Origin of the sequence: Mammaliicoccus sciuri (genome assembly GCF_002901825.1) — a bacterium.
GTDB lineage: Bacteria > Bacillota > Bacilli > Staphylococcales > Staphylococcaceae > Mammaliicoccus > Mammaliicoccus sciuri.
In genome coordinates this window covers 56,468-78,996 of sequence record NZ_PPQD01000004.1, presented here as the reverse complement: position 1 = coordinate 78,996, position 22,529 = coordinate 56,468, and the positions used below count along the sequence as shown (strand labels likewise).

Annotated in this window: 19 protein-coding genes; 8 read left to right on the top strand and 11 right to left on the bottom strand. The window is 29.5% G+C overall.

The genetic code is table 11. The annotated features are described in order from the left end of the window. Positions 1-95: 95 nt before the first annotated feature. A complete protein-coding gene (locus tag CD035_RS00930; protein ID WP_048540332.1) occupies positions 96-1,025 on the top strand; it encodes an ABC transporter substrate-binding protein in 930 nt (309 codons plus the stop codon). 1,101 nt (positions 1,026-2,126) lie between these two features. Here the strand turns inward: CD035_RS00930 and CD035_RS00925 are convergent. After that, positions 2,127-2,903, bottom strand: coding sequence for an SDR family NAD(P)-dependent oxidoreductase (locus tag CD035_RS00925; protein WP_048540333.1), 777 nt, complete (start codon positions 2,901-2,903; stop codon positions 2,127-2,129). A gap of 74 nt (positions 2,904-2,977) precedes the next feature. Here CD035_RS00925 and CD035_RS00920 point away from each other — a divergent pair, with 74 nt between their 5' ends. Further along, positions 2,978-3,217 carry a MerR family transcriptional regulator gene (locus CD035_RS00920; RefSeq protein ID WP_162198884.1) on the top strand — a complete coding sequence of 80 codons (240 nt, stop codon included), beginning with the start codon at positions 2,978-2,980 and terminating at the stop codon, positions 3,215-3,217. Positions 3,218-3,743: 526 nt separating this feature from the next. On the opposite strand, the gene CD035_RS00915 is transcribed toward CD035_RS00920, so the two are convergent. The 9 genes from CD035_RS00915 to CD035_RS00875 all read right to left on the bottom strand — a co-directional run bounded on the left by CD035_RS00915 (position 3,744) and on the right by CD035_RS00875 (position 16,065). After that, the gene (locus tag CD035_RS00915) at positions 3,744-4,100 is read right to left on the bottom strand and encodes a DoxX family protein (RefSeq protein WP_048540334.1); all 357 of its coding nucleotides are present in this window, start codon (positions 4,098-4,100) and stop codon (positions 3,744-3,746) included. Between the two features lie 739 nt (positions 4,101-4,839). Further along, positions 4,840-6,144, bottom strand: coding sequence for a TrkH family potassium uptake protein (locus CD035_RS00910; RefSeq protein WP_048540335.1), 1,305 nt, complete (start codon positions 6,142-6,144; stop codon positions 4,840-4,842). 168 nt (positions 6,145-6,312) lie between these two features. Continuing rightward, positions 6,313-6,711 carry an arsenate reductase (thioredoxin) gene (gene arsC / locus CD035_RS00905; RefSeq protein WP_048540336.1) on the bottom strand — a complete coding sequence of 133 codons (399 nt, stop codon included), beginning with the start codon at positions 6,709-6,711 and terminating at the stop codon, positions 6,313-6,315. A 17-nt stretch (positions 6,712-6,728) separates the two neighbouring features. After that, positions 6,729-8,018, bottom strand: coding sequence for an arsenite efflux transporter membrane subunit ArsB (arsB, locus tag CD035_RS00900; protein ID WP_048540337.1), 1,290 nt, complete (start codon positions 8,016-8,018; stop codon positions 6,729-6,731). Beyond that, the gene (locus CD035_RS00895; protein ID WP_048540338.1) at positions 8,018-8,332 is read right to left on the bottom strand and encodes an ArsR/SmtB family transcription factor; all 315 of its coding nucleotides are present in this window, start codon (positions 8,330-8,332) and stop codon (positions 8,018-8,020) included. The genes arsB and CD035_RS00895 overlap by 1 nt, the downstream gene beginning before the upstream one ends. A 215-nt stretch (positions 8,333-8,547) precedes the next feature. Beyond that, positions 8,548-11,574 (bottom strand): YhgE/Pip domain-containing protein, encoded by a 3,027-nt coding sequence (locus tag CD035_RS00890; RefSeq protein WP_229412494.1) that lies wholly within the window; start codon positions 11,572-11,574, stop codon positions 8,548-8,550. 307 nt (positions 11,575-11,881) lie between these two features. Next, positions 11,882-14,401: a heavy metal translocating P-type ATPase gene (locus CD035_RS00885; protein ID WP_048540340.1), complete on the bottom strand. Its 2,520-nt coding sequence runs from the start codon at positions 14,399-14,401 to the stop codon at positions 11,882-11,884. Positions 14,402-14,419: 18 nt separating this feature from the next. Next, on the bottom strand, positions 14,420-14,734 hold the full coding sequence (locus CD035_RS00880; RefSeq protein ID WP_048540341.1) for an ArsR/SmtB family transcription factor: 315 nt from the start codon (positions 14,732-14,734) through the stop codon (positions 14,420-14,422). 293 nt (positions 14,735-15,027) lie between these two features. Beyond that, positions 15,028-16,065, bottom strand: coding sequence for a 2,3-butanediol dehydrogenase (locus CD035_RS00875; protein ID WP_048540342.1), 1,038 nt, complete (start codon positions 16,063-16,065; stop codon positions 15,028-15,030). A 323-nt stretch (positions 16,066-16,388) separates the two neighbouring features. On the opposite strand from CD035_RS00875, the gene CD035_RS00870 reads away from it, so the two are divergent. After that, complete coding sequence (locus CD035_RS00870) at positions 16,389-16,724, top strand: hypothetical protein (protein ID WP_048540343.1); 336 nt, start codon at positions 16,389-16,391, stop codon at positions 16,722-16,724. Positions 16,725-16,924: 200 nt separating this feature from the next. Here CD035_RS00870 and CD035_RS00865 read toward each other — a convergent pair whose 3' ends face one another. Then, on the bottom strand, positions 16,925-17,236 hold the full coding sequence (locus tag CD035_RS00865; protein WP_048540344.1) for a hypothetical protein: 312 nt from the start codon (positions 17,234-17,236) through the stop codon (positions 16,925-16,927). Between the two features lie 165 nt (positions 17,237-17,401). On the opposite strand from CD035_RS00865, the gene CD035_RS00860 reads away from it, so the two are divergent. The 5 genes from CD035_RS00860 (at position 17,402) to CD035_RS00840 (ending at position 22,267) form a co-directional block, all read left to right on the top strand. Then, positions 17,402-17,989, top strand: coding sequence for a class F sortase (locus CD035_RS00860; protein WP_053076869.1), 588 nt, complete (start codon positions 17,402-17,404; stop codon positions 17,987-17,989). A 55-nt stretch (positions 17,990-18,044) separates the two neighbouring features. Further along, positions 18,045-18,602, top strand: a complete 558-nt coding sequence (locus tag CD035_RS00855) for an RNA polymerase sigma factor (protein WP_048540345.1) — start codon at positions 18,045-18,047, stop codon at positions 18,600-18,602. Between the two features lies 1 nt (position 18,603). Next, positions 18,604-19,350: an anti-sigma factor gene (locus CD035_RS00850; RefSeq protein ID WP_048540346.1), complete on the top strand. Its 747-nt coding sequence runs from the start codon at positions 18,604-18,606 to the stop codon at positions 19,348-19,350. 88 nt (positions 19,351-19,438) lie between these two features. Continuing rightward, positions 19,439-20,695 (top strand): hypothetical protein, encoded by a 1,257-nt coding sequence (locus tag CD035_RS00845; RefSeq protein WP_048540347.1) that lies wholly within the window; start codon positions 19,439-19,441, stop codon positions 20,693-20,695. Positions 20,696-20,791: 96 nt separating this feature from the next. After that, on the top strand, positions 20,792-22,267 hold the full coding sequence (locus CD035_RS00840) for a Mur ligase family protein (RefSeq protein WP_048540348.1): 1,476 nt from the start codon (positions 20,792-20,794) through the stop codon (positions 22,265-22,267). The last annotated feature ends 262 nt before the right edge of the window (positions 22,268-22,529 follow it).

Sequence of the window (22,529 nt, the reverse complement as noted above, 5' to 3'; positions counted from 1 at the left end):
ATAAAACTGACAAATTTTTGGAAAAATCATTGCTTTTCTTATTAATAAAGTATATTCTAATTGAGAAAGGTTTTCATTTGAGGGAGGGTATGGATATGAAAAAATTTATAGTTTTCGCACTAAGTTTGGTCCTATTTTTAGCTGCTTGTGGAAGTAATGAGGGTAAAGAAAAGTCTGACGAAACAAAATCTGACTCTACTTCTAATACTAAAACATTTAAACAAGATGATGGTAAAAAAGTTAAGATACCTAAAGAGCCAAAGAGAATAGTTGTTTTACATCCTACATACATAGGTGCATTAGTTGAATTTGGCCACAAACCGGTTGGTGTATTAGATTTTGTTAAACAAAATAAAACTTTGGATGAAGCAACTAAAGGTGCTACAAGGGTTGGGCAAGAAAATATAGAACAAATTGCTAAAACTAAGCCTGATTTAATTATTACAACTAAAGAAGATAAAAATGCTAAAAAGTTAAAAAAAATAGCTGCTACAGTTCAACTAGACTCTATGAATTCTGATTATAAAGAAGTCACTAAAGAATTAGGTAGTATTGTAAACGAGCAAGATAAAGCTGATAAATGGGTTAAAGATTGGGAAGAGAAATTAGAGCAAGATAAAAAAGATTTAGGAAATAAAGTAGATGGTAAAACTATAACAGTAATTCAATCTTCTCCGAAGGGCCTTATGGCATTTGGTAAAAGTTTAGGAAGAGGGACTGAAATAATTTATGATGGTTATGGCATGAGTATGCCAGAAAAACTAGATAAGAAAATAAAAAATGAATACAGTATCCCTATTTCAGAGGAAGAGTTGACTGAATATACGGGAGATTATATTATTCTAGCAACGATGGGTGAAACACCACAATTTACAAAAACTAATAATTGGAAAAATTTAAAAGCTGTAAAAGAAGGGCATGTTATTACTTTAGATGCTTCAAATACCGCTTATAATGATCCTATCTCACTAGAAAAGCAAAGAGAAATTATTTTAAAGCAACTTAAAGATATGAAAAAATTTTAAATGCATAATTTTACTAGTTCAATTATAAATGGTATAATTTGTATAGTTTAAATTTACTATCTCCGTTTTAGATTTGATTTAAACTAGTATTTAATAACTCTTTTTTGCACCTTGCTAATAAGCAAGGTGTTAATTTTAGAGATATTATTTTTGCGTTAATAAAATTACTGTGAATAATTGTGTTAATAAATACATTATAGTGTATTTAAACTACAGGGATTTGATGAACACCCATTTTATCTATCCGTGAAAACTAAAATTTCTATTTTTCCACCCTAATCTATCTCTGATAACAAGGGTGGTTTTTTGTTGGAGATTTTAGGTGGAGTAATAGAAATTTATGACTTTTTGTATATAAGTTTAGAAAAAAGATGCTTTTTAATCATTATAGACTTGAACTATATCTATCTTATAAAGAGAGTATAGGTGCAATTAGAAATGAAATTATAAAGAATAGATCTGAATTTAGGTGAAAAATACACTTAAAGAAAAATATTCTAAAAATATATAAAATATTTATATCTATTGCAAGCTTTATAAACCGCATCACCGATCGATAAGCAGAAAGTTATCACAAATAAAACAAAAAATAGATTCTATTATATTTAAAATGAAATGCAGATGTAATTAATATTGAAAAAGCACTGCTAGAATGAAATTCACTTATAAGTGAACAACTTGTAAATTGCTTAATAGATATTAAAAACGGTAAAATTTTAGTAGTCATATAATGAATATATTCTTAAAAGTCTTTAAAAATATACCAACTCTTAGTTTTGTTCAAAATACTATATTCTAAATTTAGGTCAAAGACCACGACATTATTTGTCGTGGTCTTTTTTGGAATGATGGGGATTCATATACTCATATACTAAACTATGACTAGCTCGATTATTAAAATATTAATCATAGCCACTCTCTTTAATGACTGCTCATGCTAGATATCGAATTCTTTCAGAGAAACGCCTCATTTAAGCAAATTAAAAGCCACTTGATTAAAATCTTTAACAATATTATAAAATATAATGTGAATAATTTGTTTTTTTAAGTGCTCATTTCTGTTGAAAAGATATGCGCAAAAAATGTCGCCAAATTTATAGATTATGAAAAATATCTAGGTAACATTACTTGAGCTGTAGTATGAGTAAATGTATCAGAATCTTTTAATGCTTGACGATGCATTTCTTTTGCATAACCTGCATCTAATCGAATTACTTTTTGTTGAATTGCTTCAATACCTTGATCAATTAAATCAGAAAGTTTCATATTGTTAGGTGCATCTATTGGAGCATGTTCTTCTAAATTAGTCTCAGCTACTAATGGTGGAACTAATTCCATTACCGTTAAATGGTTATATCCTTTATAAATAGCCTGTTCACGTACTGCATCAGTAAACATGTGTACAGCTGATTTAGTGCCTGAATAAATAGGATGGGCAGCAGAAGATACATAGGAAAGACCACTTGACACGTTAATAATTAAGGGGGTATTTTGTTTAATCAGATGACTTAAGAACACTTTCGTCATATTAATAGTACCTATTAAATTAGTATTTATTTCTGAATGTAACATTTGAGGATTCACATTATCATCAAATAGATCAAAAGATTTCATGATTCCTGCAGAATTAAACAATACGTTAAGGTTTGGAAAATCTAATAAAACTTGTTCTTTTAGTGAATATACTGATTCAACATTTGCAACATCCACTATATAACCATAAAGATTAGGATGTGAATTTACGAGTGAATCTAACTTTTCTTTAGAACGACTTGTAATGATTACTTGATTACCTAATTCTAAAAATTTTTTTGCAAAACCTAGCCCTATACCTGAAGAACCACCTGAGATTAAAATTGTATTATTTGAAAAAGTCATTTTATTACCTCCATATTGATTTATTTTGTACAATTAATAGTATAAATATGTACAGTTACTGGAGGTCAAGCAAATTGTTCATAGGAGAAGTTTCGAAAATTACAAATTTACCTATAAAAACTTTGAGATTTTATGAAGAAAAGGGATTAATTTCGCCAGATTATAGAAATGAGAGTAACAAGCGTGTATATTCCGAAGAAAATATAAGATGGATTACATTTGTAAAACATTTAAGAGGTACAGGGATGGCATTAAAAGAAATAAAAGAGTTTAAATTTCTTGTTGAAAAAGGGGAAACTACAAAATATAAATGATTGGAAATGTTAGAAAAGCAAAGGTTATTAACAATTAAGCAATTAGAACAAAAGAAAGAAGAGCTTGATCATATAATATATAAAATTGGAATGTTAAGAGACTGACACCTTATATATCTTTTATAATGGAATATTGAAGTTATTAAGACATTATATGATTGTATGTAGAATGCTTGGAATAGGTTTAGCGAAAATACTTAATATAGTGTTGAACGCTTTATATAACTGGGATGATTATTTTAAACCATTAGGAAGCAGTAGAAATATAATAATAAGTATTGCTATGCTTTTGTTTAGAGGTATGAATATATAACAAAATAACGCTAAATCAATAGCGACCACATGATTAATTGTTGTAAGTTTAATCTGAACTATATAGAAAGTATACTATATAGGATAAAAATAAATAACTATGAGACCACCATCTATAAATAAGTGTACTAAAGAAGCGGACAGCTCATAGTGAGTTATCTGCTTCTTTGTTTAGACCTATAGACATTCATCCTAAATAAAAACAATCATTTTATTAATATAATTGAATTGTTTTTTTCCAATCATAAGATAATAACATAGAAACACTCATGATTAGTAATGCAACAACAAATTCTGAATCCATATAACCTTGTTTTAAATGTACTGTAAATAAAGCACCTAACATGATAACTATGAAACCACTAGCCATGAAATTAATAAATAAACCACATACAATTAGAATGCCACCTATTAATTCAAAGAGAGCCAGTATAATGCCAATAAAGGCAGGAACTCCTAACGATTCCATCATGCTCATTGGCTCGCCAAAACCACTAAAAACTTTTTGGCTACCATGTATAATAAAAGTAATACCTAAAAATAGTCGAATAAATAAAATTCCTAAATTCATTTTTTATACCTCCTATAATTTTTATATTATAACATGGTAAAATAAAAATAAAAAACGACAAAAATACGACAATTTTCTACTTTATAATAAGCATATCAATATAGCCATTTCTTGCAGGCAAAGAAAATCGACCTCAAAAAGAGGTCGATTTTTTATGAAAATAATACATTAAGCAAGAGAAGTTAGGGTCTATGAACAAAACAACCTGCTATTCAATACTTCATTTGTATTTTCTTTTATGTGATCTAAATCAAAATGATATTAAATTTTTAATTATTAAAAGTGTTAGAGTTTTAATTTTAAAAAGAATGTGATAGATAAATTTTATGGTGAGTGTATCATTTAAATGCCTTCTAATTTAATATCTAAATATATTTTATATATAGTTTGGGTGTAATACCTACTATATTTCTAATGGTATAAGGTTTTCGAATTCAATTGTTGTTGGATTATCAAAAAAATTTGCATAGAGGATACTTTAACTGATAATGTAGATGCTATTATGAATTTATGTAGAAAGCATTATTATATAAGATATGAAAAACTTTTATCAAAGTAAGAAGGATTATATATAGAAAATAAAACAGAACTAAGTGAACAATATATATAGGTTACTAATGACTTTAAAGAATTGTTAAGTGGTTTCTAGATAAAGTAGTATATAATGAAATTTTTTAAACAAAAACCGCCCGATCCTGTAGTTCACTGCTACGGATTGGGCGATTATTTTTTATAAAAATTATAAATGAATCTTTTCGGTTGAGTAATAATATAACTCTTTTTTGGGGTGTACAAATATCGAAATGATAATGAGTATACCTATTTTACCAACTATCATTAGCAATATGAGTATAACTTTAGACATAGAATTCAAATCAGCGGTTATGCCAGTTGAAAGTCCAACCGTCGCAAAAGCTGAAATCGTTTCAAATAATACCTTTGTTGTATCAAGTTTTGGATTTTGAATTAAAATACTCAATGTTGAGATGAAAATCAAAGAACTTGATAAAAAACATACAGTTATTGCTTTATTTATTTGTTCCGTCATAATACTTTTCTTAAATATATGTGGATGTGTCTGACCTTTTAATAAAGAATATAAATATACGATAATGATAGCAAAGGTCGTAACTTTTATACCGCCACCTGTACTCATAGGTGCGGCACCAATAAACATTAATATATCAAATATAAATAGAGTAGAGTCGTGTAATTGACCTATGTCAACGGTATTGAATCCAGCAGTTCTAGTTGATATTGATTGGAAAACGGATTTAAAGATTTGAACAATCCAATTATCGTTTTTTAATACATTATTTGCTTCTAATAACCAAAATGAAAGTGATCCAATCATGATTAATATAGCTGTAGTAGTTAATACGATTTTTGAATGTAGACTTAATTTACTCAAGCGATTAGCTTTCCACAAATCTAATAAAACAATATAACCTATACCGCCAATTACAATTAATAATGGAACAATGACGTTAACAATTAAGTTATCACTGTAACTCATCAGACTATCTGAAAATAAAGAAAAACCAGCGTTATTGAATGATGATACAGAAGTAAATATACTGATGAATCCACCTCTAACAATACCGTGATCTGGAATGAAAACAAGGGATAAAAAAATAGCACCCAAAATCTCGATAATAAAGCTGAATAATACAAGACGTATAGTTATATTTAGTAATCCTGAATCATTATCAAGACTCCACGTATACTTTAATAGTTCTCTAATTTTGTACGTAATGTTTTTTCTAGTGAAAATCATTATAAAGATCATTAAAGTAACAATTCCTAACCCACCAATTTGAATCAGTAGAAGTATTACCAAATATCCTAATTCATTGAACTGGTTAGGTATATCAACAGTTGAAAGCCCTGTTACTGTAAATGCACTTGTAGCGATAAAAAAAGCATCAACAAAATCAATAGGTTTTCGTCCAGTAACTGGCAAGTAGAGTAATATCGAACCTATGATTGTAGTCGTTAAAAATAGTGTCAAATAAATCATAGTAACTTTGAATATAGTATTCATTTTTTTATCACCTGCATTATAAGATATAAAGATAATAGTCCTATTAATAAAAAATAGCAATAAATTTATAAATGAATAGAAAACATTATACAGCATATCAGGTGATTCTCTAGAGGAGAAAATGATTTAATATACCAGTCCTTATGCATTTAAGTTAAAAAATTTTAGTTAGTTTTTCTCATTGAATAATTTAATTTTTTCTCCAATTTCATCTCTTACACGTTGGAATTCTGACCATTCTTTTCCTGCTGGATCATCAAAGCCCCAGTGTTCTTTTATGACATTTGTTGGTAATGTAGGACAATTATTATCTGCATCACTACATAACGTTATGACTAAATTAGATTGTTCTAGAATATCTCTATCAATCAAGTCGGAGGTATGGTTTGAAATATCAATCCCTACTTCATTCATAGCTTCAATTGCTTTAGGATTCACACCATGTGTTTCAATACCAGCAGAATAGACATTCCAATCTTCACCCAATATTTCTTTTCCCCAACCTTCAGCCATTTGGCTACGACAAGAATTTCCTGTACATATAAAATAAATTGTTTTCTTAGGCATAATTAAAACCTCTTTTCTTAAAATATGATTAGAGTAAGATATAAACCTAATAGGGTTACAAATAGGACTGGAATAGTAATGATAATTCCAGTTTTAAAGTATGTTCCCCAAGAAATTTTTACTCCTTTTTGTGTTAAAACATGAAGCCACAATAATGTAGCTAACGAACCAATTGGCGTAATTTTAGGGCCTAAATCAGAACCTATAACATTTGCATAAACCATGCCTTCTTTTAATATGCCTGTTGTACTGGATTGCCCAATTGCGATTGCATCTATTAAAACAGTAGGCATATTATTCATAATGGAAGATAAAAATGCTGATATAAAGCCCATGCCTATAACACTACTGAATAATCCAAGACTTGAAATATTGGATAATACATCAGCTAAAATAGTTGTGATTCCTACATTTTTCAATCCAAATACAACTAAGTACATACCAATGGAGAACAAAACGATATTCCACGGCGCGCCTTTAATGACTTGTTTTGTATGAACTGCTTTAGATTTATGAGCTAACAGAACAAAGATAAAAGCGATAATACCGGCAATAATTGATACAGGAATTTGGATAAACTCACTAACAAGATATCCAACGAGTAGTACGGCTAATACTACCCATGAAATTTTAAATAATTTAGGATCTTTAATTGCACTTTTAGGGTCTGATAGATTTTCTGTATCGAACGTTTTAGGTATGGATGTTCTGAAATATAACCATAAGACGAGAATACTAGCAATTAGAGAGAATATATTAGGTATAATCATTCGACTAAAATATTCAATAAATCCAATGTTAAAGTAATCTGCAGAAACAATATTAACTAAATTACTTACAATTAAAGGTAGTGATGTCGTATCAGCGATAAAACCACTGGCAATTATAAAAGGAAAAATCACTTTTTTGTTAAATCCTAGATTCCTTACCATCGCTAATACAATAGGCGTTAAGATTAAAGCAGCCCCATCATTTGCAAAAAATGCTGCTACAACTGACCCTAATAACATAATAAAAACAAACATTTTTAATCCGTTACCATTTGACGCTTTGACCATATGTATTGCGGACCATTCAAAAAATCCAATTTCATCTAATATTAATGAAATAAGAATAACAGCTACAAAGGTTAAAGTAGCATTCCAAACAATGCCTGTTACTTCTATTACATCTGAAAAACTTACGACCCCTGTAATGATTGCAACAACTGCTCCAATTAAAGCTGTAATACCAATATCTAAACCTTTTGGTTGCCAAATTACAAAGGTTAAAGTTAAAAGAAAAATAGCAATTGCTAATATTGTCATCAGCACTCACCTTGTTTCATATTTTTACATACACATCGTTCGTTAGATGTAGTAATAAGATTTAAGTTGTGATTAACATCATCTAATATTTCATGATTAAGTCGATACATATGTTTATTACCTTCTTTTCGTGAAAGAACTAATTGCTTATCGACTAATGACTTCATATGATGACTTAGGGTAGGTTGTGAAAATTGAAAATGTTCAAGTAAGTCACAAGCACATAGTTCACCACATGAAAGTAAATCTATTATTTCTAACCTGCTTGGATCAGATAAAACTTTTAATATAGTAGATAGTTCTTGATAAGACATAACCATACCTCCCTTTTGATATATAGATTAACATCTATATAGATGATTGTCTATATTATTTATTCCGTGGGTCTATAGGATTGGCGAATGAGAAAAATGCTGTCTGACTATCTATTAAGTGGAGTGGCATCATTCGCTCTACACTCAAACTAAAAATCACCCGATCCTGTAGTTCACTACTACGAATCGGGCGATTATTTTTATACATAATTTAATTATTCCATTAAGTAACTGTCTTCGGCGCGTTTGCTTGTTTTGTTTTTCCATGGGTCGAGTATTGGTTTAACGATAAAGCCTATTGTGAATATGACGACGCCGAATAATACGAGACATATGAGATTGTATATGAGTATTTCTGGTACGACGCCTCCGACCGCTTCTCTTAAAGCATCTACGGCATAAGTAAACGGCAAATATGGATGTATGGCTTGGAAGAATTTTGGTGTGACTTGTATTGGGAACGTCCCACCTCCACCTGCTATTTGTAGTACCATAATGACTATTGCTAATGCTTTACCTACGTTACCGAATAGGGACACTAATGTATAGACGATACATATAAACACGATTGAAACGAGTACGGATAATAGTATAAATAATAATCTATTATCGATTGCTGCGCCTAAAATAAACATATCTCCTAGTGACACGATAATGGACTGTATGACACCTATAATAATGAATATAAAGCTCTTTCCAACGAATATTTCTCTCAATGAATATTTCTGCTTAATTTCTGGATTTTTAATATCTGTTGTTAATAAGTTAGATAATAGTAAAGCACCTACCCAAATTGCTAAAGATGTATAGAATGGTGTACTTGCTGTTCCATAGTTTGGCACACTAAATAACGATTCTTCTTTTAATTCTATTGGATGTGCAATAATATCAGCTTGTTTCTTTAAATCATTTTTCAATAATTTAATCAGCTCGTGAACTGTATCATCTTTATCTATTTCTCTAACTTTCTTCGCTGCTTTCTTAATATCTTCTTCAATACCTGGTAAATCATTTCGTGCAAATTCTGCTAAGTCATGAATTTCCTTTTGAGCTTCTGGTAAGTTGTCATCTATTAATTGAACAGCACGGTCGTATTTATCAATCATTGTTGGTAAATCGTTATTTGAGAACTGTGCGAGCTTTTTAACTTCTGATTGAACATTTGGTAGTTCATTTTCAACGTAATAAGCACCTTTACCAACTTGATCTTTAAATTTAGGGAAGTTTGTTTGAGCTACTTCATTAATGTTATTAAACTTTCTTTCAAGTTCAGGTAATTCATTGTTGATGCTGACTAATAAATCATGACCATTTTGTAAGGAACTTTTCCCAGTTTGAATTACATTATCTATCATGTTCATAGAACTTCTAATCTTCGAGATATCATCTATACCTTTAGTTAACGCTTGATCAATTTGATTAACGCCTTCCATTAAAGTCGTCTTAAAATCACTGCTCGTATATTTCAATAAATTGTCTAAAGATACGAGGTTAGAATCGATTAATTTATCTAATGCTAATACTTCTTCTTTGCCGGATTTACCATTATTTAAAGCATTAATCAGATTGCTTTGGCCATTTATAACACTTTGCAAATCTTTGTTAGCTGATTCAAATTGTGAAATGGCTGATGAAGTATCAATACCTTCAGATTTCTGAAGTTCCTTTAAAATATCAATCATAGAATCATTAAAAGCGACACCTTGTTTTAATCGTGATTGATTGTTTTTCACTGTGTCTGCAAGTTGTTTACCGTCTTGACTCATCAAGATACTTTGATTGATAGCCTGCATACTTTCTAAATCTTTTTTATTCATAGTTGCTTGTTCGTTACTATAGTCTGCGAGGGCTGTTAAAGATTCGCTCAGTGCAGATTTCATTTCATTTAATTCTTGATCAGTTAATACGTTTTTAGAAGCTTGGTCATTCTCTTCTTTATGAGTATCTTCTTCATCGTAAGCTTGTTGCGTTGTTACGATATCATTATCTTTCTCTTGATCTTCAGTTGATACTTTTTCTTCTGTTTCTTCTTTAGAAGTGTCTGCTTGTTCTTTATCACTTTCTTGTTCTTCAGCATTTTGGTCAGTCTGATTGTCTGCTTTGTTTTCTTCTTCTGACGACTGTTGAGGTTCTTCTGTGCTTTGTTCAGGTTTTGCTTTGTTATTCTTAGTGTCTTTCTTTTCTTTATCTTGATCAGCTTTCAGTTTTTCGTTCGCTTTTTCAGTTTTTTCCTGAGCTTTTTTAGCATCTGCTTCATACTGATCTAATTTACGATTTAATTCAGGTAAGTATTGCTCTGCTTTATTGATAGCTGCTAATGCTTTTTCAGTTGCTTCAATACCTTGAGGCACGCCTTTATTGATTTTAGGAAATTGTTGTTGTACTTTATTCGCTTTTGCTAATGCACTTTCAATTTCAGGCATTTTAGCATTAAGCTTCGTAATTAATTGAGCAGCTTGGTTAATATCTCCCATTTTACTGTTTACTTCATTAATTTTTGTTACGCCTTCATTAATGTCGCCTTTGTAATTTCCTAGCGCTTCGAATTCGTCTTTATACTTCGTAATGTCATCTTGATGTTCATCAATTTCAATGACTTTCTCTTTGAATTCTTCTATTTTAGGAAGATTATCTTCAGCAGTATATACAGCATTTTTAATTTTGCTTAAAGTAGGTAATTCATTTTCAAGATCTAAACCAACTTGATTCGCTTCTTTTAATAATGCTTGCGTTGCATTCTCACCAAATTCTTTATTTAAAGAATCTACAATGGATGATGCACCAGCGTTTGTCATTTTAGGTGCAATCGCATTTAATTTCTCATTTACTTTGTAATCAATAACGGCTTTCTTTGGTTTCTTATGATAGATACTTGTGACTTCATCAGAAAAAGTCTTATGTAAATATATAGAGGCATAATAATCACCTTTTTCAACACCATCGTCAGCCTTCTTACGATTCACAAATTCCCAGCCGAACTTATCATTCTTCTTCAATTGTTCAACTAATTGGTCACCAACATTAATATCTTTGCCTTCAACCTTAGCACCCTTATCTTCATTCACGACCGCAATTTTAATACCTTGCGTATTGTTGTAAGGATCCCACGTAGAACTTAAATTAAACCACGCATAGAATGAGGGCAAAATAGAAAGACCTAATAATAATATAATCACAAACGGCACACGTCTGATATTTTTAATATCTTCAATAAAAATTTCAAATGGTTTCTTCAAAATCATAACTCCTTATCCATTAGTACATGACATGTACTATAAATATCAATACCGCTATCATAACCCATGTTCAAAATCAATTCAATCCCATTTTGTTATATCAGTATATTTATAAAGTCTAATATATGACTAAAATAGCATGTTATATATATATCAGTATATTAAAATAGAAAATATTTCTATTTTTGGAGATCAATAAAAAAGCCACTTTCAAAGACTACATGTGTAATGTTCGCTTTAAAAGTGGCTTTTGGCAATTGTTGGGTTATGATTATTTATTAGCAATTGAAGGATTTATTTAATAAAATATTTATTAAGTTCTTATTTTTAATAAACGCAAAGAGTTTAATATAACTAATATAGCAGCTCCTGTATCACTTAATACTGCTAACCATAGTGTTAGTAATCCTGGAAACACTAATATAAAAGCAATTAATTTTATAAGTATTGAGAAATATATATTTTGCTTAATGATATTTTTAGTTTTCTTACTTATAGAAATTGTACGTGTTAATTGATTGATGTCATCTGACATAAGTACGACATCAGCTGTTTCCATCGCTGTATCTGAACCAATACCGCCCATTGCAATGCCTACATCACTTTGTGCTAAAGCTGGTGCATCATTGATACCATCACCAATCATACCGACGCGATACCCTTTATTTTGTAAACCTTTAATAGCAGATAATTTATCTCCAGGCATTAATTCAGCATACACTTCTTTAATACCTACAAGTTGTGCGATTTTATGAGCTGTTCCTTTGTTATCTCCTGTAAGCATTACAGTATTTTTAATATGTGTACCATTTATTTGTTGTAATGTTTTGTTGATATTTGAACGTAATGGATCTGCTACTGTTATTAAACCATGAATGATATCAGAAGACGCAACAATTATAACAGTATATCCTTCTTGCTCATATGTGTTTATTTCGTCTTTATAATTTTCAATTTGTTTGTTGATAGAAGTAATTAATTTTAAGTTTCCGGCATAAACGTCACTTTCATTTATTTTGCCTTTAATACCTTGGCCAACTATATTTTTAAAATTCGTTATATAAGATGCTTTAGCATTAAACTGAGTAGCATAATCTACGATTGCATTGCTGATAGGGTGGGTTGAGTATGATTCTAAACTCATCACAATATTTAATAATGTTTCTTCATCAGAATCGATGCTTTTAATTGTATCCACTTTTGGCTGACCTTCAGTCAAAGTACCTGTTTTGTCAAAAGCTAAAGCAGATAAAGTACCTAAAGCTTCTAAATGATTACCACCCTTAATAAGCACGCCAATTTTTGCAGCACTTCCGATTGCGGTAACGATGGCTACAGGTGTTGAAATAACGAGTGCACAAGGACATGCAATAACAAGTAACTCTAGACCTTTATAGAACCATTCACCCCATGTACCTAAAGAGAAGATAGGTGGTATGACCATGACTAATAATGCTAATACAAAGACGATAGGTGTGTAAATTTCAGAAAATCGATCAATAAAAGCTTGTGTCGGTGCTTTATTCTCTTGAGCTTCTTCAACCATATGAATAATTTTAGAAATAGTTGTGTCTTCTACTAATTTTGATACACGAATCTTTAACGTACCATTTTCATTGATTGACCCTGCATATACTTCATGATCAACCGTTTTATCGACAGGTATGGATTCACCAGTTATTGGAGCTTGATTCAAACTTGAGTAACCTTCAGTAATCGTTCCATCTAATGGCACACGTTCACCGGGTTTAACAAGCAATATTTCTCCTACACGAATATTTTTTAAGTCTTTTGAAATTAAACTATTTTCTGCAATTACAGTTGCTGTTGATGGTGTAATATTCATTAATGATTGTATAGAATGACGTGTCTTGTCTATTGAAATAGTTTGTAATAAAGTTCCAATCGTAAATAGCAAGACCACAATTGCACCTTCAAAAAATTCACCAATTAATATAGCGCCAATGACAGCTACAGACATTAACACATTCATATCTAAACTTTTCGATTTAATGGCATAATATGCACTTTTCAATGGTTTCACACCACTAACGATAATAGTTAATATATAAATTAGATTAGGAACCCAAATTGGCAGATTTGTTATCGTAAGAACGAGACCTAGACAGAGCAATATGGCTGATAAAATAGGCTTTTTAAATAAATGCCATTTGGTATCATTTTTGTTATCTGTTGAATTTAAAGTTGCCACATAACCAATTTTGGAAACTTCATTTTCAATGTTTTTTATTTGATTACCCTCAAAATCGACTTGCATTTTCCCTGTAGAGAAACTAACCTGTACATCATTCACGTATGATAAATTATTCAAATGATTTTCAATACTCTTAGCACAACTTCCACAATCCATGCCTTCTACTGAGAAAGTTGTATACTTTCGATTATGATTTACTTCTTCAATACCGTATCCTAATTTTTCAACTGTTTGAGTTAGTTGGCTGATGTCATTTGTATTTTTCAAATCAACTGATAGTTTCCCCGTAGAAAAACTAACTTTAGGGTTGACCACACTATCTAAATTATTTAAAGCTTTTTCAATTGTAACTGCACAAGAACTACAGTCCATTCCACTCACTTTAAAATTATAATTAGAAGCCGAGGTGGCAACTTCATCTTCTTCCTTAGTTATTTTATGATTTGTGATATTCGAATTGTTCTCAGTTGAATGACTAGAAACTTCATGAGTTGTACAACAACTATTATTTGATGGTGTTGCTTTATTTTCATTGCTACAGCAATTATTTTCTTGTACTTTATTACTGGTACAACAAGTATTATGTGTTTCTTGATTACTACAACATTGCTTGCTCATATATGTTACCTTCTTTCTTTAAATAGTATGGTGTTGGCAACAAGCTATATCTTCTTCAGTATCTTCTACTACAGAATCAATTAATTGAAGTAATGCTAAAATCTGATCGTTCTTAATTTGATAATAAACAAATTTACCCTCTTGTCTTGAAATAACCAAACCACACCCTTTAAGACAGGCTAGATGTTGAGAAATACTAGATTGACTGATTTTTGATTGCTCAACAATTTCATTAACAGTCATTTCTTTTAATTTAAGCAACTCTAATATCGTTAATCTTGTTTTATTAGATAGTCCATGTATAAAATGTGCTTTTAATTGTATGTCGTTCATTTAAATCACCTCATATTATCTATAGTTAATATGTTTTCATATTAGTATTTTCTAATATGTATGTCAATATATCACTTACATTTAAAAAAAGATATAAGTATGTAAGTGGTCGGAGGAAAAATGAATATGTTATTTTTTTAATTTGGTTTTATATGATGAAAAATAGAGGGGGAGAAGAGGTTACTAAATTAACATGAATAAGCAATTATAAATTTTATAGAATAATAAAAGTAAGAAAAATAATGGAAGAATAAATTGAAATTTTACCCATCCATTATTTTTTATAAACTGTACTATAATTTAACGAGAATTTTTGCTTGTGATTTATCGTTTACAAGTTGTTCAAAACCTGATTCTACAATATCATTTAACTCAATTTCATCAGTTATGACGTCTTTAACTTTTAAATTCCCTTCATTAATTAAGTCTATTGTTTGTTGAAATGTAGAAGGTGTATAAGCAATAGTCGATGTAAGTTTTACGCCAGTGTTTGTTAACTGCATTGGATTCCATTCAATTGAATGTCCAAATATAGAAACAATAACAACAGTGCCTCTTGGTTTAGTAACATCAATGGCAGATTTAAATGTAGGTGCTACACCTGCTACCTCAAATGACACATTAACACCATTATCAGTATGTTTATTAATAACATCAACTGGGTTTGATTCACCAGAATTTATAGTATGAGTAGCGCCTACTTCTTTCGCCTTTTTCAATCTTTCTTCAGATAAATCAAAAACAAATATTTTACTAGCACCTGCAGCTTTTGCAGCTATAGTTGTCAATAATCCGATTGGTCCAGCTCCAAAAATAGCAACAGTATCACCGAAAAGGACATTTCCTTCTTTAATTGCTTGAACTGCTACAGCTGTTGGTTCAACAAGGGCACCTTCTTTATCAGAAACATTATTTGGCAGTTTATACACATTCTCTTCTGGGACATTTGTAAATTCTGCAAATCCACCATCTGAACCTAGGCCTATAAATGAATAACCATCATAAAGGTCAATATTTTCTTCTTTTTCATGATTAGAAACTGTAGGATTAACAACAACTCGATCGCCTTTATTGAATTTAGTAACTTTTGAACCAATATCCTCTACTACACCTGCAAATTCATGACCTAATGTTACAGGCGCTTTTTGTCCAAGGAACGGGTCCGGTTTATCGGTTGAAATAAATATAGGACCTTCTAAGTATTCGTGTAAGTCTGTACCACATATACCAGCCCAAGAAACTTTAACTTTAACCTGATTACTTTGTAATTCTTTCGTAGTTCGTTCTTCAACGCGTACATCCTTTTGACCATACCAAACTGCTGCTTTCATTTAAAAAACCTCCTTATAGTATTTAATTTAATAATATGCCTTTTAAAAGTTAATTTCAAATAAATAACTTTTAAAAATAGAATATATATATATGTTTGAATATAAAGTTTATAATAATGATAACGTGTTAAAAGTTTGCAACGATAAATGGTGATAAGGGTTTCTAAAATTAGATTAGTAGGAGAAGTTAAAAAGATTAATAAAGTGACATTGGCACTTTAATATATACCTAAATAAAAGTGGTTAGTAAAATAGGTGTGAGTGTAATATATAAGACATAACATAATTGAATATATTAATTAAAAAATATAGGAGTGATTTTTATGTATCTTATAGATACTTTGATTTTTAATAATAAATCTGAAAAAAAGAATTATCAAAGAATCTTCTCAAAAAAATTAAATGATATAAATATAGAAACATATACTTTTTATACATCTAATTTATTTTTTAATAGTAGATGGGATAAATGGAATTTATTATGTGTAATTGATTTGTCTAAATATAATAGAGATATCATAAATACAATACCTTTAACAAAGAATGTAACTATACGTCGTGAATATATGGAATTAACCCCTAATGCTCATGTGAAAAGCTTGAAGTCTTTAAAATGTAATTTAAATATTGTTGAACATGTGGATGGAAATAGTCAATAGTATCAATCAAAAGAAAGGCATATTATAAAGATATTAATAGTTGCTGGTATATTAATTAATAGTAGAACTACTTATAAAGTAGTTATCAGTTAAATAATTAGTCATTGAATCTGGGATATAATATTATTCCCAGATTTCTTTTGTATAATGCATTGGATAGCTAAACCCAAAATACACTTGCATCAGAGCTTTTCAACTATCTATTTATTATTTCTTTTAAACGCTTCATAATGATTAATGATATCATTTGCCGACATGTTTTCTAGTTCATATTTAATATTATGATTCATAGTATCAACTTTTTCGTTTTCAGAACCGTTATTATATACGACAGAATAAATAAATGATATTTCTTCATCATTTAAGTCTTTTAAGAACTGTGGTCTTAAATTCTTGTTAAAACCTAATAAACTTTTTAATTGTTTTTCTGAAGAGTAGAAATTCTTAAAGTCTACACCACTTTCTTTTTTGACGACTTCAACAAATTCTTCTAATTTTTCTACTTTACCCATCATATCACTCCTATTTATGTTAACCGTATGAAGTATATATACCTTTTTTTAGAAAAATATAAACTTATAAAAATAAATAGAATATCCAAGTATGTCTAGATATCGATACATAGAGTGATCTTATTCATAAAAATATACGTATATATATAAAAGGATGTGATTGCTATGCGTAAAATGATAACGGTATTAATGACAGTTTTAATACTCAGTGGATGTCATAATCAAATGAATCATGTAGATAAAAAAACAAGCGAAGAGAAAAATGTTCAAACTGTAGAATCAAAGGCATTCGAAACATATCAAAAAGGTATCGTACCTTTGAAAATAAATATTAAAAGAATAAATGTAAATCACGAATTAGATCACACAGGAACTAATCAAAAGAATGAAATGGCAGTACCAAAAGATATCGATACGCCTAGTTGGTTTAAAGATGGTTTTAAAGTTGGTGAACTTGGTAATGCTGTGATAGCGGGACATGTTGATGATGGTGTGAATCCAGGTGTATTTACAAATCTTCATAAACTTCAAAAAGGTGATAGAGTTGAAGTTAGTGATAGAAATAATAAGAAATTAGTATTTAAAGTATATGATAAAAAATTATATAAATTAAGAGATGCGCCAGTAGAAAAAATCTTTGGATATTCTAGTAATAGACATTTAAATTTAATTACTTGTGAAGGGGACTATAATACTTCACTAGGAAGTACACCAAATAGATTAGTAGTTTATACAAAATTAATAAATGGTTGAAATTATGCATATGACATTTGCTAACATATAATAGTAAATGTCGGGGGGTATAACAATGCGAGAGTCGGATATAGATTTATACGATAAAATAGTATCTAAAGATACAAATAGCTTAGAAACATTATATGACCGTTACGAATCGCTGCTATACAGTTTTATTTATAAAATCACTCAAGATAAGCAATCGAGTGAAGAAGTACTTCAAGATGTATTTATGAAAATTTGGAACCAAAAAGCTCAATTTGATAGTAGTAAAGGTAAGATGTCGACATGGCTTATTACGATTTCACGAAACTTAGCAATTGATTATATACGTAAGAGAAAAACAACGCCTTATGAATATGATGAAGAAAGGGATAATATAAAGACGGATAACGTACCTGAATCAGAACTCATAACTAAAGAAGAAGCTGAACAGATTAAAGGATGTATAGATGAGTTAGACGCAAAGCAACAAGCTATTGTGTATTTATTTTATTTTAAAGGTTTCAATCATAAAGAAATATCGAAGACGCTTGAAATACCTTTAGGAACTGTAAAGAGTAGGCTAAGATTATCTATTCAACATTTAAAGCATAAATTAAAAATAAACAAGAAGGGAGAGAGGAAATAATATGGAATGTGAAAAATTATATGATTATTTCAATAATCAATTAAGTAAAGATGAAAAACAAAAATTTGAAGAACATTTAAAAACTTGTAAAACTTGTCAAGAAGAACTAGATGAACTGAATATATTAAATGAATCTCTTCCTTATCATGTTGAAAATATTGTTCCTCCTAAAGATATGAAAAGTAGAATAATGAATAATATTCTAAATGATGAAAATAATGAAGGACATTCAGCTCAAGAATATAATGATAACAGTCAGCATAGACCTTTAAATACAAAGCGAAATATCATTAAAAACGTATCTCTCATTAGTATGGCCGCATTATTATTAATATCTATAGTAGGAAATTTATATCAGTTTAATATAAAAGATCATGGAAGTAAGAATAAAGACCATCATTTAATAAATAAAAGCAGTGCACAAATAATAAAATTAAAATCTACTGAAAAAGATCAAGTTCAAGGCGAAGCGTTTATAGCTAAAAATAAAAAAGAAAGACAATTAGTAGTACAAGCACAAAATTTACAAGAAACGAAAGGCAATGAAGCATATCAAGTTTGGATTCTTAAAGGAGAAAAGCCATATCGAGCAGGTACTTTTGTTTCCAGTAAAAATTCTGGAATAGTTATCTTTGATTTAAGTGATATCGAATTAGATAAGCAAGATAAAATAGCAATTACTTTAGAACCATCACCAAATAATCAGGCTCCTGAAGGTGATATAATAATGGCTGGTGAAAAAGGTTAGATATTTTTAGAGATTACATTAATTAATGTGATCTCTTTTTTTATTTATTGCGTATACCATATGAACAAAAAAACAAAGGAGTGATTGGATGAATATTTCACAGAAAGTATTAGCCATGTCATTATCGGTTTCATTGTTAGGAGCTGGAACAAGCGTATCGCAAATTGCACAAGCACATGATGCATCACATGAATCTGTTACAAAAACAGATAGTAAAGCAGTTGAATTAAGAAGTAATTTAGATATGTTGCTAAGTGAACATGCGTATTTAGCTACTGATACAATGAGAAAAGGTGCAGAAGGTTCTAAAGATTTTGATGCGTCGGTTAAATCACTTAATATGAATACAAAAGATTTATCTAAAGCTATTGGTGATGTGTATGGCCAAGAAGCAGGTAAAGAGTTTGAAAAAATGTGGGCAGAACATATTGGCTACTTTGTAGATTATGTGAATGCTACAAATGATAATGATGAAAATGCACGACAAGAAGCATTAAAGAACTTAGATAATTATAGAGAGCACTTCTCTCAATTTTTAGCATCAGCAACAGATGAAAAATTAGAAGCGAAAGGTTTATCAGAAGGTTTACAAATGCACGTGAATCAATTAGTAAGCGCATTTGATGCCTCAGTAAATGGGGACTATGAAAAAGCATACAAATACGAAAGAGAATCCATTCATCACATGTATATGGTTAGTAAAGGATTATCAAATGCTATAACACAACAATTTCCTGAAGATTATCATCATACAAGTGCAACAACAAAAGCAGCCGACTTAAGATCAGATTTAAATTATTTAATGAGTGAACATGCCATCTTAGCAGCTGATGCGATGCAAAATGGGTATGATGGATCTAAAAATTACAAAGCCTCAGTAAAAGCGTTAGAAATGAATACAAAAGATTTATCAAAAGCAATAGAAGGTGCGTATGGTAAAGAAGCGGGTATGGAATTCGATAAAATGTGGACAGAGCATATTGGGTATTTCGTTGATTACGTAGAAGCTTCAAAAAATAAAGACGAAGACGCTAAAAAAGAAGCAAAAAGCAACTTAGATAATTATAGTAAAGAGTTTGGCGCATTTCTATCTAAAGCTACAGATAATCAATTAAAGAGTGATGAGTTAGCTGAAGGATTAGGTATGCATGTGAATCAGTTGTTAGCTTCATTTGATGCTTACACTAAAGGAGATTATAAAACATCAACAATGAAAGTAAGAGAAGCATATGCGCATATGTTTATGCCAGCTAAAGGTTTAAGTCAAGCAATCGTAATGCAAAATAAATCAAAATTTGAAATGAATATGCCAAAAGAAATGCCAGACACTGGCGCACAAAAATAGGCTCGTTATATAGAATAAAGAAAACTAAATTCAAATTTGAATCTAGTTTTCTTTTTGAATTTTCAAGGATATTATATTTATTAAAAAGGAGAAAATATGAAAATACTCGATGTAATATCACAAATTGAACAAGAAATATTAGTTAGTAATAATAATTATAAAATCAATATAGATAAAGAGTGTACTGATATTACAACCATGTACCAAAATATTAAAAATTCTTCTATTTTTATATTAAAGGCGTCTAATCGCTCTAAAATTTATGCAGAAAAAGCTATAAGTAAAAATCCAATATTAATATTGACGAATATGGAAGCAAATAGTTTGGATGATATGAAGTGTGATATTCCAGTTATATATTTATCTAACTATGCATCAGCGATAAATAAATTAGTACATTTATTTTATGATAAATATATCGAAAGCTTAAAATTTATTGCAGTAACGGGTACTAATGGTAAAACAACTACAAGTCATATGGTAGGAAAAATATTATCAAAACTAGATAAACGAGTAGCTGTTGTTGGTACATTAGGCGTTTATGATTCTAAATTTAACAAAATGAATTTTAACCATTCTACACCAACTACACCAATGCATATTGAATTTGCTGAAATTATAAAGTACTTTGCAGAAAAAAATTATGACTACATTGTATATGAAGCTACATCTATTGCGTTAGATCAAAAAAGGGTTAATTTTATATATAACGAACTAGCAATATTTACTAATTTTAGCTCTGAACATCTTGAGTATCATCATACACTTGAAAATTATTTAGAAGCTAAATTAAAACTGAATGCGCTAAGTAAAAAAAGTATTGTCAATTATGATAGTGAAGAATACAGAAAAATAGGTTATGATAGGTATCATTTTTCTAATAACCAAAAAAATGATATGTATTATAAATATTCTATAGAGGAGAATAAGTTATCTATTTGGATAGATGGAAATGTTTATCAAATCAATATAGCATTGAATGGAATTCATAATTATATAAATCTTGCTATTAGTATATTTGCAATACATAAATTGAATTTTGATATAAAAAATATTTTAGAGGTTGTTAAGTATATCAAACCACCTGATAATAGATTTGAAATATTTAAAATAAGAGAATTTGAATTTATATTAGATTTTGCACATACACCATTAGCAATTAATGAATCAATTAGCGAAGCTATAAAATATTCTTCAAAAAAGAGAAAAAAGCTTACAGTAATGATTACAGGTATAGGCTTACGCGGTTTAGATAAAATAAGAGATACAATGAATTTAATTCCTAATAATATTGATCAAATTATTTTAGCTTCTGAGCAAGTAGGTTTTGAAAATGAAAACCATATTATTGCAACGATGATTAAATATTTACCGGAATATTATGATTTAAATAATATTATGATTGCGAGTTCGAGAAAAGAAGCAATCAAAAAAATTGTTGAGAAAACTAAAAGTGATGAAAGTATTATTTTATTAACCGGTATCAATGAACCGCAGCATTATAGAGGGGATTTAATCAATCACGACGATAAATCATATATTAAGATATGTATAAATAATAAATTGGTGTAAATAGTAGTTTTTAATTTAAAGATTCTTGTTGGTATGAGTTGTTTAAATATAACTAATATAAAAAGATAGTGAAATGGATTTTACTCGCTTTTATATAGAGTTAGCTGTTAGATATATTGATTTTAAATTTATGGTTTGGTACTATATAATTCTAAATAGTAAATATTTCATTTGTTTTTAAAGGTAATAAATCGAATAAAATATTTGTGCGGGTGTAGTTAAATGGTATAACCTCAGCCTTCCAAGCTGATGTTGCCAGTTC

Coding starts and splice junctions, on each gene's coding strand:
- CD035_RS00930 (WP_048540332.1), top strand. CDS start 96: ATGAAAAAATTTATAGTTTTCGCACTAAGTTTGGTCCTATTTTTAGCT.
- CD035_RS00925 (WP_048540333.1), bottom strand. CDS start 2,903: ATGACTTTTTCAAATAATACAATTTTAATCTCAGGTGGTTCTTCAGGT.
- CD035_RS00915 (WP_048540334.1), bottom strand. CDS start 4,100: ATGAATTTAGGAATTTTATTTATTCGACTATTTTTAGGTATTACTTTT.
- CD035_RS00910 (WP_048540335.1), bottom strand. CDS start 6,144: ATGAATACTATATTCAAAGTTACTATGATTTATTTGACACTATTTTTA.
- arsC (WP_048540336.1), bottom strand. CDS start 6,711: ATGCCTAAGAAAACAATTTATTTTATATGTACAGGAAATTCTTGTCGT.
- arsB (WP_048540337.1), bottom strand. CDS start 8,018: ATGACAATATTAGCAATTGCTATTTTTCTTTTAACTTTAACCTTTGTA.
- CD035_RS00895 (WP_048540338.1), bottom strand. CDS start 8,332: ATGTCTTATCAAGAACTATCTACTATATTAAAAGTTTTATCTGATCCA.
- CD035_RS00890 (WP_229412494.1), bottom strand. CDS start 11,574: ATGATTTTGAAGAAACCATTTGAAATTTTTATTGAAGATATTAAAAAT.
- CD035_RS00885 (WP_048540340.1), bottom strand. CDS start 14,401: ATGAGCAAGCAATGTTGTAGTAATCAAGAAACACATAATACTTGTTGT.
- CD035_RS00880 (WP_048540341.1), bottom strand. CDS start 14,734: ATGAACGACATACAATTAAAAGCACATTTTATACATGGACTATCTAAT.
- CD035_RS00875 (WP_048540342.1), bottom strand. CDS start 16,065: ATGAAAGCAGCAGTTTGGTATGGTCAAAAGGATGTACGCGTTGAAGAA.
- CD035_RS00870 (WP_048540343.1), top strand. CDS start 16,389: ATGTATCTTATAGATACTTTGATTTTTAATAATAAATCTGAAAAAAAG.
- CD035_RS00865 (WP_048540344.1), bottom strand. CDS start 17,236: ATGGGTAAAGTAGAAAAATTAGAAGAATTTGTTGAAGTCGTCAAAAAA.
- CD035_RS00860 (WP_053076869.1), top strand. CDS start 17,402: ATGCGTAAAATGATAACGGTATTAATGACAGTTTTAATACTCAGTGGA.
- CD035_RS00855 (WP_048540345.1), top strand. CDS start 18,045: ATGCGAGAGTCGGATATAGATTTATACGATAAAATAGTATCTAAAGAT.
- CD035_RS00850 (WP_048540346.1), top strand. CDS start 18,604: ATGGAATGTGAAAAATTATATGATTATTTCAATAATCAATTAAGTAAA.
- CD035_RS00845 (WP_048540347.1), top strand. CDS start 19,439: ATGAATATTTCACAGAAAGTATTAGCCATGTCATTATCGGTTTCATTG.
- CD035_RS00840 (WP_048540348.1), top strand. CDS start 20,792: ATGAAAATACTCGATGTAATATCACAAATTGAACAAGAAATATTAGTT.